The 16,163-nt window shown below is 62.9% G+C and carries 14 protein-coding genes; 6 read left to right on the top strand and 8 right to left on the bottom strand.

Annotated elements, in window-relative coordinates; translation table 11 throughout:
• Positions 1-205: 205 nt before the first annotated feature.
• A complete protein-coding gene (locus RQH14_RS00620) occupies positions 206-1,483 on the top strand; it encodes an NAD(P)/FAD-dependent oxidoreductase (protein ID WP_311211413.1) in 1,278 nt (425 codons plus the stop codon).
• A 143-nt stretch (positions 1,484-1,626) separates the two neighbouring features.
• Here RQH14_RS00620 and RQH14_RS00615 read toward each other — a convergent pair whose 3' ends face one another.
• The 4 genes from RQH14_RS00615 to RQH14_RS00600 are packed head-to-tail and all read right to left on the bottom strand — an operon-like array spanning position 1,627 to position 5,330.
• Complete coding sequence (locus RQH14_RS00615; RefSeq protein WP_311211412.1) at positions 1,627-3,045, bottom strand: aspartate ammonia-lyase; 1,419 nt, start codon at positions 3,043-3,045, stop codon at positions 1,627-1,629.
• Between the two features lie 41 nt (positions 3,046-3,086).
• Positions 3,087-4,241 (bottom strand): M20 family metallopeptidase, encoded by a 1,155-nt coding sequence (locus RQH14_RS00610; protein ID WP_311211411.1) that lies wholly within the window; start codon positions 4,239-4,241, stop codon positions 3,087-3,089.
• Positions 4,231-4,902 carry a DUF1028 domain-containing protein gene (locus RQH14_RS00605; protein WP_311211410.1) on the bottom strand — a complete coding sequence of 224 codons (672 nt, stop codon included), beginning with the start codon at positions 4,900-4,902 and terminating at the stop codon, positions 4,231-4,233. The genes RQH14_RS00610 and RQH14_RS00605 overlap by 11 nt, the downstream gene beginning before the upstream one ends.
• The gene (locus RQH14_RS00600) at positions 4,899-5,330 is read right to left on the bottom strand and encodes a RidA family protein (RefSeq protein ID WP_311211409.1); all 432 of its coding nucleotides are present in this window, start codon (positions 5,328-5,330) and stop codon (positions 4,899-4,901) included. The genes RQH14_RS00605 and RQH14_RS00600 overlap by 4 nt, the downstream gene beginning before the upstream one ends.
• A gap of 133 nt (positions 5,331-5,463) precedes the next feature.
• Here RQH14_RS00600 and RQH14_RS00595 point away from each other — a divergent pair, with 133 nt between their 5' ends.
• Positions 5,464-6,378 carry a LysR substrate-binding domain-containing protein gene (locus tag RQH14_RS00595; RefSeq protein ID WP_311211408.1) on the top strand — a complete coding sequence of 305 codons (915 nt, stop codon included), beginning with the start codon at positions 5,464-5,466 and terminating at the stop codon, positions 6,376-6,378.
• On the opposite strand, the gene RQH14_RS00590 is transcribed toward RQH14_RS00595, so the two are convergent.
• Entirely contained in the window at positions 6,375-6,983 is a 609-nt protein-coding gene (locus RQH14_RS00590; RefSeq protein WP_311211407.1) for a TetR/AcrR family transcriptional regulator, read from the bottom strand. The two genes, RQH14_RS00595 and RQH14_RS00590, sit on opposite strands and share 4 nt — an antisense overlap.
• 129 nt (positions 6,984-7,112) lie before the next feature.
• Positions 7,113-9,083 (bottom strand): primary-amine oxidase, encoded by a 1,971-nt coding sequence (locus RQH14_RS00585; RefSeq protein ID WP_311211406.1) that lies wholly within the window; start codon positions 9,081-9,083, stop codon positions 7,113-7,115.
• Positions 9,084-9,201: 118 nt separating this feature from the next.
• Here RQH14_RS00585 and RQH14_RS00580 point away from each other — a divergent pair, with 118 nt between their 5' ends.
• The 3 genes from RQH14_RS00580 to RQH14_RS00570 all read left to right on the top strand — a co-directional run bounded on the left by RQH14_RS00580 (position 9,202) and on the right by RQH14_RS00570 (position 12,940).
• Entirely contained in the window at positions 9,202-9,675 is a 474-nt protein-coding gene (locus RQH14_RS00580) for a hypothetical protein (RefSeq protein WP_311211405.1), read from the top strand.
• 46 nt (positions 9,676-9,721) lie between these two features.
• Positions 9,722-11,218: an aldehyde dehydrogenase family protein gene (locus RQH14_RS00575; RefSeq protein ID WP_311211404.1), complete on the top strand. Its 1,497-nt coding sequence runs from the start codon at positions 9,722-9,724 to the stop codon at positions 11,216-11,218.
• Positions 11,219-11,431: 213 nt separating this feature from the next.
• A complete protein-coding gene (locus tag RQH14_RS00570) occupies positions 11,432-12,940 on the top strand; it encodes an APC family permease (RefSeq protein WP_311211403.1) in 1,509 nt (502 codons plus the stop codon).
• Positions 12,941-13,057: 117 nt separating this feature from the next.
• On the opposite strand, the gene RQH14_RS00565 is transcribed toward RQH14_RS00570, so the two are convergent.
• Both RQH14_RS00565 and RQH14_RS00560 read right to left on the bottom strand, forming a co-directional pair.
• The gene (locus RQH14_RS00565; RefSeq protein WP_311211402.1) at positions 13,058-14,425 is read right to left on the bottom strand and encodes an MFS transporter; all 1,368 of its coding nucleotides are present in this window, start codon (positions 14,423-14,425) and stop codon (positions 13,058-13,060) included.
• Positions 14,426-14,654: 229 nt separating this feature from the next.
• Positions 14,655-15,488, bottom strand: coding sequence for an alpha/beta hydrolase (locus RQH14_RS00560; protein WP_311211401.1), 834 nt, complete (start codon positions 15,486-15,488; stop codon positions 14,655-14,657).
• 96 nt (positions 15,489-15,584) lie between these two features.
• Between RQH14_RS00560 and RQH14_RS00555 the strand changes: the two genes are divergently transcribed.
• Positions 15,585-16,145, top strand: coding sequence for a TetR/AcrR family transcriptional regulator (locus tag RQH14_RS00555; protein WP_311211400.1), 561 nt, complete (start codon positions 15,585-15,587; stop codon positions 16,143-16,145).
• Positions 16,146-16,163 lie beyond the last annotated feature (18 nt).

The raw sequence follows: 16,163 nt of genomic DNA, 5'->3' as shown, positions 1-16,163 counted from the left end.
GGTACCCGATGGGCTTTGCAAGCTGTATGCCATGGTGCCACAGGCATGTGGTGTTGCGGAGGGTGGTCATCATAAATTTAGATGCGGTTGTGCTGTTTTATTCACTATGCAGATGCACTTTGTGCACGTGAGAATGAATTAACCGTCACAGAAAAGGGCCGCAGCGTCGATGCGCGCTGTGGCCTTTCGCCACATAGGAGATCACATGTCAAGCCAAGAGGTTGAGGTCCTCGTCGTAGGCGCCGGCCAGGCCGGGGTAGCGATGAGCGAGCACTTGAGCGAGCGGGGGATCCCCCATATCGTCCTGGAACGCCACCGCATTGCCGAGCGGTGGCGTTCAATGAGGTGGGACTCGCTGGTTGCCAACGGACCCGCCTGGCACGACCGCTTCCCGGGACTGGAATTCACCGACATCGACGCCGGTTCGTTCCCGTCCAAGGAGCAGGTTGCCGACTACTTCGTGGCGTACGCCGAGAAGATCGGCGCGCCCATCCGCTGCGGCGTGGAGGTCAAGTCCGTGCGCAGAAACGTCGGCGCGCCGGGCTTCCACGTGCAAACATCCGACGGCGAGTACAACGCACGTTACGTCGTCGCCGCCACAGGGCCGTTCCAGCGTCCGGTGATCCCCGCCGTCGTTCCTGAAACTGACGGCCTGATGCAGATGCACTCAAGCTCGTACCTCAACCCCGGCCAACTGCCGCAAGGTGCAGTCCTGGTGGTGGGGGCCGGTTCCTCGGGCGTGCAGATCGCCGCGGAGATCCAGCGTTCGGGCCGGCAGGTATATCTTTCGGTGGGGCCGCATGACCGCCCCCCGCGGAACTACCGTGGCCGGGACTTCTGCTGGTGGCTCGGTGTGCTCGGCAAGTGGGATGCCTCCACGCCCGCCCTGGGTGCCGAACATGTGACCATCGCGGTCAGCGGGGCAGACGGCGGCCACACCGTGGATTTCCGGGCGCTCGCCGGGAACGGCATCAAGCTCGTGGGGCGGACCATGGAGATCCACGACGGCACCATGCGCTTCGCGGATGACCTCCGAACCAACATCGCGAACGGCGATGCACACTATCTGGAGTTGCTCGACGAAGCCGACGCCTACGTTGAACGCAACGGTCTGGACCTGCCGGAGGAACCCGAAGCCCGCTTCCTCAGGCCGGACCCGGAGAGCCTCACCAACCCCATCCGCGAGCTCAACCTAGCCGGAGCGGGAATCACCTCCATCGTGTGGGCAACTGGTTTCGCCGTGGACTACAGCTGGCTGCAAGTGGATGCCTTCGACGCCAAAGGAAAGCCGCTGCAGCAACGCGGCGTATCCACAGAGCCGGGCGTGTATTTCCTGGGGCTGCCGTGGCAGTCACGCCGTGGATCCAGCTTCATCTGGGGCGTCTGGCACGACGCAAAGTACGTAGCAGACCAGATCACCATCCAGCGGAGCTACCTCACCCACAATGAGCAGGACGCGCTGGTGGCGAGCGGAGCAGTCTGACCAGAAAAACCAAGTAAAAGGGGACCACGCCAGGCAGGCGTGGTCCCCTTTTGCTGTGGCTAAAGATCGCAAAGCTCGACGGCGGCACTCGCGTGAGTGCCGCCGTCGAGCCTTACTGCGTTGTTGCCTGCGCAGCTATCCGGTCAGCCGAGTCCCGCCAGTGACTTGGCCGAAAGCGCCGCCTCCATTTTCTGTGGGTCGAGCAGTCCGCGCTCCATCACCAGTTCTGCGATGCCGCGATGGGATGCGAGAGCTTCCTTGGCCAGTTCGGCCGCGGCGGCGTACCCGATCAGGGGTGCCAATCCGGTGACCACGCTGATGGATTCGATCATCCGCTGCTGCAGCATCTGCGTATTGGCGGTGATGCCGTCCACGCAGTGTGTCCGGAGTTGGCGGCAGGCCACAGTGAGCCAAGCGATCGACTCAAGCAAGGCGTCAGCAATGACCGGTTCGAAGGCATTGAGTTGGAGTTGCCCGGCCTCCACGGCCATGGTCACGGTGGCATCCGCGCCGATCACCCGGAAGGCAACCTGGTTGACCATCTCCGGGATGACCGGGTTGACCTTCCCGGGCATGATGGAGGACCCTGCCTGCACTGCGGGCAGGAGGATCTCGCCAAATCCTGTTTGCGGGCCGGAGGAGAGCAAGCGGAGATCGTTGCAGATCTTGGAGAGCTTCACCGCAGCCCTCTTCAAGACGCCGGACACGAGCATAAAGACGCCCGTATCGCTGGTGGCCTCCACAAGGTTGGTGGCAGAGGTGAGCTGCAGGCCGGTGATGGAACTGAGCTCATTGATCACAGCTTCCCGATACCCGGGGGAAGCGGTGATGCCGGTGCCGATTGCAGTGGCTCCAAGGTTGGATTCACGCAGGTGGGGAAGGAGTTCAAGGAGCCGTTGGCCATCCTCACGGAGGGTGTCGGCGAAGGCGCCAAACTCTTGTCCCATGGACATGGGTACGGCGTCCTGCAGCTGGGTGCGGCCCACTTTGATGATGCCGGCGAACTCCGTGGCCTTGGCATTAAAGGCTTGGATGAGCCTGGCATGTTCCTCGCAGAACTCCGATATTTCCCGCTGCAGGGCAATCTTGATGGCGGTTGGGTAGACGTCATTGGTGGACTGGCTGCGGTTCACATCATCAATGGGATGCAGTGCGGAGTAGTCGCCTTTGCGGTGGCCCATCAGTTCCAGCGCGCGGTTGGCAATGACCTCGTTGGCGTTCATGTTGGTGCTGGTCCCGGCTCCGCCTTGGATGGTGTCCACCACGAACTGGTCATCCCAACCGCCGTCCATGACTTCCAGGGAAGCCTTTTGGATGGCTGCGGATTTGTCCGGATCCAGAAGACCCAGGCTTTCATTCGCGCGTGCCGCGGAGTACTTCACGGCACCCAAGCTCCAGATGAGGGAACGCAGGGTGCCGATGGTTCGTCCGCTGACGGGGAAGTTGTCCACGGCCCGGAGCGTGCTGATGCCCCAGTAGGAAGCCCCGGGGACGTCCGCGTCCCCGAGGCTGTCGTGCTCTCGTCGTACTCCCGGGCAGGGAGGGGTTACTTGTTCGGTCATTGTCCTGTTCCTGGAAATGCTCACGACGCCGGACTCCCTGGCTACGTTGCCAGGTAGTCCAGTGCCGTGAGTGCCAAGGCGGCTGCGCCGTCGTGAATGGCAAGGTTTGCTGCGTCGCCGACGCAGTGCGCGGCGAACTCGGGTTGGTGGTTGGCTGCCGGGAAGCAGCCCAGTCCTATGTAGGGGTGGATGGCAGGAACCACTTGGGACACATTGCCCATGTCGGTGGACGCCCGGTTCATGGTGGCTTGTTCCGGGGGTGCATTGAAGTCGCGTCCCAGAGCCTGCGCGTGCTGCACGTAGAGCTCAAGTGCACGCAGGTCCGTGCGGAACTCTGAATATGGTTCCGACTCCGGAGTCACCGACAACTCGCAGCCCGATGCCAAGGCCCCTGCTTCGAAGCACCGCTGTACCCGCTCCTCGAGCTCACCCAACCGCGCGAGTGACTCGGCGCGGACGTACCACCGGCCCTCGGTCTTTTCCGGGATGGCGTTGGGTGCTTCACCACCCCGCGTCTGGATTCCGTGGACCCGGGTGCCGGGAGGCAACTGTTGGCGCAGGAGGCCCAACGCCACCTGCGCAACAATGAAGGCGTCGTTGGCGTTCACGCCCTGATCGGGATACGCGGCCGCGTGAGCCGATTTGCCCCGGTATTCCACGTGGTTGTGGGCCACTGCGTAGGGACGGGCTTCTGCGGAATCGACCGGGCTGGGATGTGCCATCATGGCAAGGTCCAGGCCCTGGAAGGCTCCCTTCTTGAGGAGCTCGATCTTTCCGCCGCCGCCTTCTTCGGCTGGGGTTCCGTAGAGTTCCACGGTCAGGTCGTGCTCGGCAGCAAACTGCGCCAACACCACGGCGGCACCGCACGAGATGGCCGTGATGATGTTGTGGCCGCACGCATGGCCAAGGCCCGGAAGGGCATCGTACTCGGCCATGAGCCCCACACGGTGTGAGCCCGTTCCGAAGACGCCGCGGATGGCGGTGGGAAAGCCCAAATACTCTCTCTCCACCTCGAAGCCGTGAGTGGACAGGTACTCTGCGGTCCAGCCGGCGGCCCGATGCTCCTGCCAGCCAAGTTCGGGGTTGGCGTGCAGGGTTTCGGAGAGATGGACCAAATGGGGTTGCTGTGTAGTGACGGAATCCAGCACCCGCTGGCGCTGGACTTCCTGAGTGGTGGTTGCTGTCTCAGCGCTCATCGCCGGCCACCCCGTAACTGACGGAAGCGGCGGGGTCCAGGCCGCGGACAACGTAGTCCTGGCGCTGCGGAAGCCACACGCCCAGGAGCTTCTCCAGTTCCGCGATCGGGTGATCGTGCCAGTCCACCCGGAGGTCAGTGTCGCGCCAGCCGTGGCCGGACACCACCGAGATGCCGGCCGAACGCACGGGGCCTGCCTCGCCGCCGGCCGCCTCGGCCGCTCGAAGGGCAGCCATCAGCCGTACTTCCAGCTCTCCCGCGCTGGCTTCAAAGGCGTCGCAGAGGGCTTGGGCAACACCCGGATGAGCGAGCATGTTGCCCGCGGCCACACTGTTGGCGCCCCGGCCTTCGCCCAACACGCCCAGCGTATGTGCGCCACTGAAGACGGCGGATCCACCGCCTGCGTCCAGGACCACCAGTTGCCGGTAGTCCACCGCAGGTGATTCCTGCACGACGGCGTCAATCGCCTCCTGCGCGGAACAGCCCGCCTGGAGGCGGTCGAGCAACGCTGTTCCCAGCCGGGGATCGGTAATGTTCTGGGAGCTGACAGCGCCGACTCCATCGCGCAGGTGCGCGCACCGCGCCGCAACGGCGGGGGAGGACGAGCAGACCGCCAGGCCAAACCTGCCGTGGCTGTCCGTGGCGGCAATGCTGAACGTCACTGCTGCCCCTCCGAGCTACCCGAGGAGAGCACTGCTGTGGCATCAATTTCCACGAGCCACTCCGGGCGGGCAAGTGCTTGGACCACAATGCCGGTCGAAACCGGGAACACGCCTTTGAGCCAGCGGCCCATGGTGCGGTAGACGGTTTCGCGGTAGCGCGGATCCACCAGGTAGACCGTGACCTTGACGATGTCTTCAAGGCTGCTGCCCGCCTCCTTGAGCAACATGTCGATGTTGGCCATGGCCTTCTCCGTCTGGGCTTCGACGTCGCCAATGCCCACAGACTCCCGCGTCTCAAGGTCCTGCCCGATCTGGCCGCGGAGGTAAACCACGCCATTGGCAACAACGGCCTGGCAAAGATCGTTGTCCAGGTTCTGCTCCGGATAGGTCTCTTTGGTGTTGAACGTACGGATACGTTGGTGTTTCATTTCGCGGCTTGCCTTTCGTTCCTTTAAGTCGGGTGCTCGTATCTTTCAGCTTCCTGTGGGGTTCTAAATCTGTCCAACAGTTCTTTTAGAACGATTGCATCGGCTTTTCTGATGCAGGGTGTATTCTCGTGGCATGGATGTGACCCTCACGCAGTTGCGCTACTTTGTGGAAGCGGCAGCCCAGCTGTCCATGACCGGCGCGTCCGTTCGCCTCAACGTGGCCCAATCAGCAGTCTCAGCAGCCATCGCCCAACTTGAGCGGCACGTTGGAACGCAGTTCTTCATCAGGCAGCGCTCCAAAGGCTTGGTGCTCACCCCGGCAGGCGAGCTGTTCGTCAGGGATGCCCAAGCCATCCTCGCGCAGGTTGAGGAAAGCATTGACCACGCGCGGGGAGAACACCAAAGCGTCTCCGGACGGATCCGCATTGCCTGCTTCAGCACGCTTGCGCCCTTCCTGCTTCCCGGTATCCTGACCAAACTGCGGGAAGACCACCCCGCCCTTGAAGCGGAAGTCATCGAAACCGATACATCGGGCTGCATCGCCGCTTTGGTCAGTGGGCAGGCAGATTTGGCGCTGTGCTACGACCTCGACCTGCCCGAAGTGATAGCCAGTTCGGTGGTGGACACCGTCAGGCCCTACGTGGCACTTCCGCCAAACCACAAGCTGGCCGGATCAAAAACTGTTCAGTTGTCGGCCCTGAGCGGTGAACCCTTTGTGCTGTTGGACTTGCCGCACACCCGTGATCTCATGCTCTCCATCGCCAGGCTGGGTGGCCAGGAGCCGGACATCAGGTTCCGTTCGGCCAGCTACGAAACCGTGCGGACTTTTGTGGCCCGGGGCCTCGGTTATTCCATCCTTCACCAGCGGCCACAGCACCAGTTGACGTACGACGGCGGCCAGCTGGCCGCCGTCGAAATCCGCGACGACGTGCCGGAATTGAAGACAGTCCTGGCGCACCTGAAGTCCCACCGCCCCACGGCGAGGGTGCGGGCGGTAGCGCAGGCGGTCAGGCACCAAATTGTTGCCGCCCGCTCGGCCAGAAGCTAGGCCGGCTGTTTCCGAACAGCCAACCGCGCAAGTGCACGCTCCACCAGATGTCGCTGCCGGGAACCAGTGACGGCATCGGGATCCAGCATTGACGTGACGTGCAAGCCCATCATGACGTTCAGCAGCTCATCGGCAACCGCGTCGGGGTCCACCAAAGGTTCGCATTCGTCGTCGTGCTCTGCTTGGGCAAGGAAACCCATCACCAGGCCACGCCAGTGCAGCAGGGCCTCCCGGCCGACGGAGCGCAGCGCGTCTTCTGTCTGTGCGCGCTGCCAGAAAGAGACTGCCACGCGGGCTTCCACCACAGTGAGGGGGTCCGCCGGGATGATTTCCAGGCACAACCTTCGAAGGGCTGCAAGGCCGCGCCGGCCGGCCGTGCCAGCGGCGATGCGTTCGTTGGTGCGGTCGCAGATCAGCTCATAGGAGGCCAGCAGGAGGGCGTCCTTGTTAGGGAAGTAGTGGGCCAGCACGCCCGGGGCTGCGTAGCCGCACTCCCGGGCGATGTCCCGCATGCTGGCGTTCTCGATGCCCTGCTCCGCGATCAGACGCCACGTGGTCTCGATGATGGAACGGCGACGTTCCTCGTGATCAACCAAACGGGGCATGCTGCTCCTTTGTTTCGGACGTTCGAATGGTGGTTCGTTTGCGCGGGTGGCCAAGGCGGGACCGTGAGCACCCTACCACTGCGGGAACGCCGGGGGCGCCCACCACAGTGGTAGTCGCGGGTGGAACCGTCAGTGTCCGCAGGAGCCGGCGTTCTGCTCTGCCGGAGCGCAGTGCCCGGCCGCGGACGATGGCACGTTGAGGGTGGGGTTCTGATCGAAGAAACCGTGCGGTTTCAGCGTGAAACCGGTGGTGTCAACGGGCATGATGGGCCAGTCCTCGGGGCGGGGGAAGTGGGTCAAACCAAACGAGTGCCACACCACGAGGTCCTGGCCATCGATGTCCCGATCCTGAGCTACGTAAGAGGGAAGCCCTGCACCTCCGGGGTGCTGGTTGACGAAGTCGCCGGCGGCGTAGAGTTCGTCCTCGGCGTGCTGTGTGACCCACAGGTGATGTTTGGCAAAGGCGGCCCGCGAGGCTATGGAGGAATCATCGGCCATGGCCAAGGTGGGGTTGCCCTCCGGATACAGGGTGTAGCCCACAGGGTGGCCAAGGTGGTTCAACGAGGCCGGGTTGCTGATGTGCCACACCCTTCCCTTGGCGCCATCGGCGTCGCGGATTGCCTCCGATTCACGGGCCAACACTGTGCGCTTCTGGGTGAAAGCGTTGCCGTGGGGGTTTCCGGGTCCCTTGGGAAGCCGGACCAGGTCCAGTTCTTCAACCCGGTTCGCGTCGCCGTCGATCATCATGTCAAGCCGGGCGCTGAAGAGATGCTGGTGGTAAGGGGCGCCAAGGCCCGGAGCGATCTCCGATGCGTAGGCGTAGTCCTTATCCGGGAGCGCTGCCGTGAAAACAATGCCCGTGGCCTTCGCTTCGAATTCAATGGTGCCGTCCAGGTAGAGGTACCAGTAGAAGCCGTAGTCGTAATTGCCAACCGTGGTGAAGAAGGAAACCACCAGGCGGCGGTTGCGCCGAACCTCGTTGGAGCCGGCCCATTCGTCCGTGTGCTTCCAGAGGATTCCGGCGTCTTCCTCGTGGATGCAGATGCCGTTCCCGATCACCCGCGGATTGCCGAAATCATCGGCCACCACAGGGGACATGTAGGTGATGTCGCCCAGGCAGTCGCAACCGAGCTTGAGCGAGTTGGCGTCCCGGCCCACCAGGTACTCGCCGGAATCGAAGTAATTCTGCCAGCTTCGGTAGGGGGACGGGTCTCCGTAAGGAACCACCATTTCGGAGATGGATGCGCGGTGAACCACCGGTCGACGCCGTCCCAGGTGCGAGTGGTGAAGCTGGTGGAGCACCAATCCTTCGCGGGCGTCGAAACCTACTCGCAGGTCCCAGCCTGCCCATGACAGGTGATTGCCCTCCAGGGTGAAGCTGGGACCTTCGGGCTGGGTGATCTCTATCGGCTTCAAATCCGTGCGGAGCTCGCCGTGAATGGCGGGGTCCGTGTAGTTGCCGTTGACTTCCGGTACTGGAACCGGGCCGTCGTCGATGAGGTGGTTCACCCGTCGGTTCTCCACATCAACAAACGCAACCAACCCGTCAATCGGGTGGGCCCACGGGTGGTCTGCGGGGTGGTCCTGGCGGAATCCGAGGCCGCGAAGCAGCCGCTTGCCTTCCTCGTTCCCGTACTCGAAGACACCTGCTGACAACGGAGCGACGCGGACCTGCGCCGGGGTCAGGCCACGGCTGGCCAGGGCAGCGTTCCACTGTGCATCTACAGCAAGGATGTCCTCAATGAGTCCGAATTCCTCGAGCAGGACCGGCAGCTGGCCATCGATTTCCGGGGAGAGTTCACGCTCATCCAGTACGAGGCCTGTGGTCAGGGACAGCCTGATGTCCAGCGAAAGCGACTGCGCGGCGTCCCAGAGCATGGCCCTGACCACGCGTGGGGCATCAACGGGGTCTCCCTGCAAGGCGGCCTTGGGCGGTTCGATCAGGCCCAGGTAGGCGAAGCGGGTGGTCTCGGCGACGAGGCCGGCTTCTGCCAGAATCCGGCGGGCATGCTGGATCTCCTGTGCCGAGAGCTGGTCAAGCGGATGCTGTCCCTGGGGAGCCTGCGTCGTTGCGGCCAAGGGGGTGGTCTGAAGGGTCATGGCACTTCCTGAAGTCGAATTTTGATGGTACAACTGTTCAACCAACGCTTTGATGTTACCCACCTCACAGGCCGGCGTAAAGTCCTCGACCCAAATGGCGCCGGCGGCCAGGAGAACAATGAACCAGCAATTCCGCCTACCCTGGCGGCACGGCACCAGCGCGCCCGTTTCCGCAGGCCTTGTAGGTGTCGCAGCTGTGGGCAGCGCTGCAGCCCACGTGGTGGCAGCGGCAAGCGGTCCGGCAGGCGTGATGGCTTGGTGGATGGCGGCGATGGGCGCTGCGTGCTTGACGTGCGCCGCTCCCATGGCAGGTCCTCTCGCCCGGAGGAAGCGGCTCTGTGCCAGGCAGTCTGCCCCCCGCGCCGCCGGCCACCTCCTTGCCATGAGCGCAGTCATGATCCTTATCCATCTGGTCCTCCTTTTGGGGCCTGGCACCCTGTTTGGGCCTGGCAGCGGCCACCACGGCTACGCCCACGGTGCATCCACGCCGGACCACCAACCGGCCATGCTCGCCCTGATCGGCGTTGAACTGCTGTGCCTGATGGCCGCGTCGGCGGCCCTACGTATGACCCGCACCCAACACCACCGCTGAATCACCACCTCTAAACCCCCACTACTGAACCCATCCAGGAGTCACCATGAACCCCACCTCCACCACGTTGTCCTTCGACTGGCACAGCCGTGCCGACACCCTGGCGATTGATGGCAGGTCTTTCGTCGACGGTCGCCGGGCGGCATCAAGCACGAAACTTACCCGCCCTACCATCAGCCCGATTGACGGCCGCGTCCTCGCGGGGTTGGCCGCTTGCGGGTCCCGTGACGTTGATCGCGCGGTAGCAGCCGCCAGACGCGCCTTTCCTGAGTGGTCCCGGTTGGGCGCCGAAAAACGCAAGGGACTATTGCTGGCGTTGGCTGCCTTGATGGAGCAGCATGCCCATGAGTTGGCGCTGCTGGAGACGCTGGACAGCGGAAAACCAATACTTCAGACCACCACCGTGGACGTACCCGGTGCCATCTCGACACTCCGCTGGTATGCGGAGGCCGCTGACAAGCAGAGCGGGGAACTGCCGGCAGTTCCGCCCGGGGCAACAGCCTTGGTGACGCGGGAGCCCTTGGGCGTGGTGGCGGCCATCGTGCCGTGGAACTTCCCGCTGGAAATCGCGGTGTGGAAACTGGCTCCGGCGCTCGCCTCCGGGAACACCGTCGTGCTGAAACCTGCGGAGCAGACCTCCCTGAGCGTGTTGCGCCTCGCCGAGTTGGCCTCGGAAGCGGGGCTCCCGGATGGCGTGCTGAACATTATTACTGGCACAGGCCGGGAAGTAGGGGCGGCTTTGGCGCACCACATGGACGTCGATGCGCTGGCCTTCACGGGCTCCACCGCCGTCTCCCGCACCCTGTTGGAAGCCTCGGGTCGCAGCAACCTCAAACGGCTAAGCCTCGAAGCGGGCGGCAAGAGTTCAAACATCGTCTTTGCCGATACGGCGGACCTGCCTGAGGCGGCCGCCAAAGCTGCCTTCGGCGCCTTCTACAACCAAGGCCAGGTCTGCTCCGCGAACGCACGCATCCTGGTGCAGCGGGATATTTATGACGAGTTCGCTGCCTTGCTGGCAGAGGCGGCTGCAGGCTATCGACCTGCGGATCCACTGGCCGGCTTGGAGGGCAATGGCGCCCTGATCAGCAGCGCCCACACGAACGACGTCGAAGGCTGGATTCGGCGCGGCCGCGCCGAAGGCGAGGTACTTTTCGGCGGTGAGCGGCGCGAAATCCAGGGTTCGGATGCCTACTTGGAGCCCACGTTGCTGGGTGGCCTGGGGTCGGACCACGACGTCCATCGCGAGGAAATTTTTGGACCGGTGGCCGTCCTGCACGCCTTCGACTCGGAGGAGGAAGCGGTGCATTTGGCCAATGACACGGACTACGGATTGGCAGCGTCCGTGTGGACCTCAAATCTGTCCCGTGGCCACCGGGTGGCTGGAGAGCTCCTCGCGGGAACAGTCTCCGTCAACACCGTGGATGCGCTGGGAAACACCACCCCGTTCGGGGGCTTCAAGCAGTCCGGATTCGGCCGTGATCTCTCCCTGCACGCCTTCGACAACTACACCGCGCCTAAGACTACCTGGATCCAGTTCGGCTGATACAAGGCATCTGGAAATCCGCTGATGTGCATCGCTATTCAATGGTTTACGTGATGCAGTTCACAGGCCTACGCTGGGTGTCACAGCAGACCGGACCTGCCACGTCAGCGTAGACGAGAGCCCGCCCGCCCCCTTTCGCACCAGTCGTCAAGACACCTCCCTTCCCACCCTTCCTGCTCAGTAGCAAACTTAAGCAGTAGCAAAGGATCGATCATGGATCAGCCAGTAGCCTCAACGCGGCTCGCGCAAGAGCAAAGCAAGCATCTGCAAAAATCCCTGGGCCGCTTCGACATTTTGTTGTTGGTAGTCGCCGCTGTTATCTCAGTGGAGGTGCTCGGCCAGGTCTCAGGCTTCGGCGGGGAGACCTTCACCTGGACGCTCATCCTCGCCGTCACGTTCATGGTTCCCTACGGGCTCATCTTTGCCGAGACGGGCGGCGCCTTCACGGAAGAGGGCGGCGTCTACGTGTGGACAAAGATGGCGTTTGGCCGGGTGGTTGCGGCCATCACGTCCCTCTTCACCTGGGTGACGCAGCCTGTGTGGGTCGGCGGCGCCATGGCCTTCGTGGCAGTGGAAACGTGGTCCGAGTACGTGGGCCATGTCGACGCCGGCAGCCCGGTGGATTACTTCTTCAAGCTGCTCTTCATCTGGATCACGGTTACTTCAGCGATCATCAGCTTGAAGCACGGCAAATGGCTGCCCTCACTGGGCGCCATCCTCAAAGTTGCGTTCCTGACCTTCTTCATCATTGTCACCATGATTTACGGGCTGCAGCATGGGTTCAACGGCTTGGACCTGGGCTTCTTCTCGCCGACGCTTGCCGGCTTCCTGGGCGTCACTCCACTGTTGTTGTTCTCATTCCTTGGTTTTGAGTCCGGAAACAGTGCTGCGGGGGAGATGAAGAACCCGGCCAAGGACGTTCCCATCTCCGTAGCCCGGTCCTCCATGATTGCGGCGGCGAGCTACCTGCTTCCCATCCTTGCCATCTTGCTGGTGGTTCCTCTGGACCAGATCACAGGAATTGGCGGGCTGTTCGGCGCAATCGCCACCGTCTACACAGTGTTTGGTCCTGCTGCTGAGATCATGCTGTCTATTTCCGCGGTGGTTTTCTGCTTCATCCTGGTTTCCCAAGGTGCCGCTTGGATGATCATCAGTGACCGTATGCAGGCCATGGCTGCGGCGGATGGCTCCTTCTTCGGCGGGTTCTTTGGCCGGTTCCATCCCAAACTGGGAACGCCCATCCGCGTCAATACCCTCTCAGGCGTGGTGGCGACGCTGTTCATGCTCGCAGCGATGCAGCTCAGCGGCACCAGCAGCGCACTGTTCGGCGTGGTGCTCTCCATCGCGATCTCGACGTTCCTGCTGAGCTACCTGATGGCAATCCCGGCAGCAGTGAAGCTCCGGAGCAAGTATCCCCAGGTTGACCGGCCCTTCAAGGTGCCGGTCTCCGATACGGGTTTTCGGATCCTCGGCTATATCTGCTTCGCGTGGATCCTGATCGGGTCTTGGGTGGCCATCTTCCCAGGAACACTGGATGTGCTTTTCGGCTTGCCGTACGACTTCGAGGCAACGTGGGGTGTCTCCCAGTTCACCTTCGAAGCCTTCGCCCTAGGCACCCTTGGATGCATCCTGGCGCTGGGGCTGGTGGGTTATGCCCGCGGCAAGAAGGTGCGTGACGCGGTAACGCCTGTGACCGAGACCGCCGAGCTGATCAACGACTGACTGCGAAACCGCCGGAAAAACGCGAAATCGCCGGAAGGGCCCAGCGAACTGGAGCCCTTCCGGCGATTTCGGTGCACGGACAGCGATTCGGGCAGCGGCCGCCCCGAAGAACCCGGTCTAGCGGGTTTCGAGATCCTCGAGCGTCTTGCCCTTCGTGTCAGAGGACATCAGGGTGGCTGCGGCTGAGACGAGGCAGATGCCCAGCGTGGTCAGTCCGATGACCAGGGGGATGTTTGCCGATCCCGGGGGAGCGATCGCAGTGAACAGGCTGGGGAAGAAGGACGCGATCATGAGCCCGATGTTCTGGGAGACCGCGAAACCGGTGACCCGCATCCGCATGGGGAACTGCTCCTGGAAGAACGTGGCGAACGTGGCGTTCCACATCTGGAAGAGGATGCCCTGCACGATCACCACGCAGAGGAACACCAGGGGCAGGCTGCGCTGTTCGATGGCCCACAGGTAACCCACGGTCAGCAATCCGCCGGCAATACCACCGGCCACCATCAGTGCTCGCCGGCCGATCTTGTCGGACAAGGCGCCGAACAGAGGGATCGTCAGTACGGCGGCCACGTTGGCTGCCAGGGTTACCCAGAGGAACTCGCTGCTGGAAAAGCCGATGCCGTAGCCCTTATGGGTCGCGAAGGAGACGCCGAAGATGAGGGTGGCCATGCCGATCACGTTGGTGAAGGTCATGATGACGCAACGGACCAGAACCCAGGGGTGGGTCCGCAGGAGGTCCACCAGCGGGAAGCGTCGTTTGGTGGTGGTGTCTTCGGACTGGGCCAAGTACGCGGGAGGCTCTTCCACGCGCCGGCGGATGACATAGCCTGCGATGATCACCACGGCGCTGAGCAGGAACGGCAGGCGCCAGCCCCAGGAATGGAACTGCTCGTCGGGGAGGAAGGCGGCGAGCGGAATCAGTACTGCGGTAGCAAGGATTGAACCCACCTGCGTGCCCTGCAAGCTGAAGCTCGCGAAGAAGCCGCGTTTCGCATCCGGAGAGTGCTCCACGATCATCGCGCTGGCGCCACCGAGTTCACCCGCAACGGCGAATCCTTGAATCAGGCGGAGGATCACCAGGAGGACGGGAGCAAGCAAGCCAACCTGTCCGTACGTCGGCAGGAGCCCGACGGCAAAGGTAGCGAAGCCCATGAGCAGCATCGCGAAAACGAGCACCTTCTTGCGTCCGTGCCGGTCACCGTAGGCTCCCAGGATCACGGCACCGAGTGGGCGGGAAACGTAGCCCACGGCGTAGGTAGCAAGTGAGGCGATGATGCCGACGGTGGCATTCTCGGTGGGGAAGAAGATGGTGGGAAACAGCAGCGTGGCCGCCAGTGAATACAGGGCGAAGTCGTAATACTCCAGCGCGCTTCCGATCCAACCGCTCATCGCTGCCTTCTTCGGATCCTTCTGGCCGGTGGTTGGTTCGGGGCCGGTGGTGGGCTCGGGGGAGGGGGCGGGATCCCTCCGGTGCGTGACTGTCACGTCGCTGTACTCCTCTGGCGTCGTTGGCAAGGAACAAGAACTCTTCCCATCCAGGACTGAACAAAGTGGTCATTCAGCGTGAGGAAGGTTACATCTTGAATCGATTCATAAATCATAGGGCGTGACGTGCGCTACGTCAACGCACGACGGCGGCAGGCCACCTTAGGCTCCAGTGGAACCAAGGCGACCTGCCGCCGTCGTAAGTTCTCTTGCTTCAGCCGACGCCGGACTACTTCGCCAGGAACCGCAGCAGGATCTCGTTGATTTCAGCGCCGTGCGTCCAGAGCATGCCGTGTGGGGCATCCTCGATTTCGACGTACTCGGCGGAGGGGAGCCGCTTGGTGAATTCACGTCCGGTGGCGTCGATCGGCAGGATGCGGTCGTCAGTGCCGTGGACGATCAACGACGGGATGGTGACCTTCTCGATGTCGGAGCGGAAGTCCGTGAGCCATGAATCCACAACGGCGAAGGAAGCGTACCAGGACGAGCCCGCGGCGACGTTCCACGAGCTCCGCAAGGCTTCCTCGCTGAGGCGGTTGCCCAGGAAGTTGTCGGTGTTGAAGAAGTCGTTGTAGAAGTTGGTGAACCAGGCGTAGCGGTCCTCGATGGCGGCGTTGCGGATGCCGTCGAACACCGAAGACGGGACGCCGGTGGGATTGTCGTCCGTTTGGAGAAGGAAGGGTTCGAGGGACGCCAGGAAGGCGGCCTTGGCAACGCGGCCTTCGCCGTAGGTGCCGAGGTAGCGCCCTACTTCGCCGGTGCCCATCGAGAAGCCCACCAGTACTGCGTCGTTCAGGTCCAGGGTTTCGAGGACCGTATTGAGATCGGCGGCGAAGGTGTCGTAATCGTAGCCGGTGGTCGGCTTGCTGGACTTTCCGAATCCGCGGCGGTCGTAGGTGATGACGCGGTAGCCGGCGTTGAGGAGGGCTGCGGTTTGCTTCTCCCAGGAGCCGCCGTCCAGCGGGTAGCCGTGAATCAGGACTACGGGCTGACCTGCTCCGTGGTCTTCGTAGTAGAGCTCAATGTCCGTGGTGTTTTCGGTGCCGACCTTGATGAAACCCATGATTTTGTCCCTTTTCTGCGAGTAGAGAACGATCGTTCTCTTCCTGTGTTTTCCATCGTAGAGAACGTTCGTTCTCTTTGCAAGTAGAATGGGTGCATGAATATTTCCGAGGTCCGCGAACGCATCGTTGCCACCGCCGATGAGCTCTACAACGCCAAGGGAATCCAGGCCGTTGGGATGGACGAGTTGCGTTCCGCTGCCGGGGTTTCGCTGAAGAAGCTCTATGGGGAATTCCCGTCAAAGAGCAGTATCGTGATGGCCGTGCTGGAGCGTCGGCATCAGTCGTGGACCGAGGGTCTGGACGCCACAGTCCAACAAGCCGGGACGCCGCGCGAACGCCTCCTCGCCATCTTCGACTACCTTGCCGGCTGGTTCTGCCAGGACTCATTCCGCGGGTGCGGGTTCATCAACAGCTTCGCTGAACTGGGTGCCGTAAGCCCCGAGGTTGCCGAGTATGCGCGGAAGCACAAGGAGTCGTTCCAGGAATATGTGGCGCACCTGACGGTGGAGGCCGGTGCCCCCGCCTACTTGGCGCCGCAACTGGCCATCCTCGCCGAGGGCGCCCAGACCACCGCGGCCATCGCCGGTACGGCCGACGCCGCCGGACAAGCGCGTCAGGCGGCCGAGGTCCTGATCGGCGCTGCTTTGGGCAAGTAGGAGCCAGCGGACTGCAGC

The organism is Arthrobacter sp. WCS2018Hpa-7 (assembly GCF_031843805.1).
GTDB lineage: Bacteria > Actinomycetota > Actinomycetes > Actinomycetales > Micrococcaceae > Arthrobacter.
Note: the sequence above shows the minus strand (reverse complement) of the source record. Positions and strands in the feature narration are given on the sequence as shown.

Excerpts from the sequence above, each read along its gene's own strand:
- RQH14_RS00620 (WP_311211413.1), top strand. The coding sequence starts at position 206 with ATGTCAAGCCAAGAGGTTGAGGTCCTCGTCGTAGGCGCCGGCCAGGCC.
- RQH14_RS00615 (WP_311211412.1), bottom strand. The coding sequence starts at position 3,045 with ATGACCGAACAAGTAACCCCTCCCTGCCCGGGAGTACGACGAGAGCAC.
- RQH14_RS00610 (WP_311211411.1), bottom strand. The coding sequence starts at position 4,241 with ATGAGCGCTGAGACAGCAACCACCACTCAGGAAGTCCAGCGCCAGCGG.
- RQH14_RS00600 (WP_311211409.1), bottom strand. The coding sequence starts at position 5,330 with ATGAAACACCAACGTATCCGTACGTTCAACACCAAAGAGACCTATCCG.
- RQH14_RS00595 (WP_311211408.1), top strand. The coding sequence starts at position 5,464 with ATGGATGTGACCCTCACGCAGTTGCGCTACTTTGTGGAAGCGGCAGCC.
- RQH14_RS00590 (WP_311211407.1), bottom strand. The coding sequence starts at position 6,983 with ATGCCCCGTTTGGTTGATCACGAGGAACGTCGCCGTTCCATCATCGAG.
- RQH14_RS00585 (WP_311211406.1), bottom strand. The coding sequence starts at position 9,083 with ATGACCCTTCAGACCACCCCCTTGGCCGCAACGACGCAGGCTCCCCAG.
- RQH14_RS00580 (WP_311211405.1), top strand. The coding sequence starts at position 9,202 with ATGAACCAGCAATTCCGCCTACCCTGGCGGCACGGCACCAGCGCGCCC.
- RQH14_RS00575 (WP_311211404.1), top strand. The coding sequence starts at position 9,722 with ATGAACCCCACCTCCACCACGTTGTCCTTCGACTGGCACAGCCGTGCC.
- RQH14_RS00570 (WP_311211403.1), top strand. The coding sequence starts at position 11,432 with ATGGATCAGCCAGTAGCCTCAACGCGGCTCGCGCAAGAGCAAAGCAAG.
- RQH14_RS00560 (WP_311211401.1), bottom strand. The coding sequence starts at position 15,488 with ATGGGTTTCATCAAGGTCGGCACCGAAAACACCACGGACATTGAGCTC.
- RQH14_RS00555 (WP_311211400.1), top strand. The coding sequence starts at position 15,585 with ATGAATATTTCCGAGGTCCGCGAACGCATCGTTGCCACCGCCGATGAG.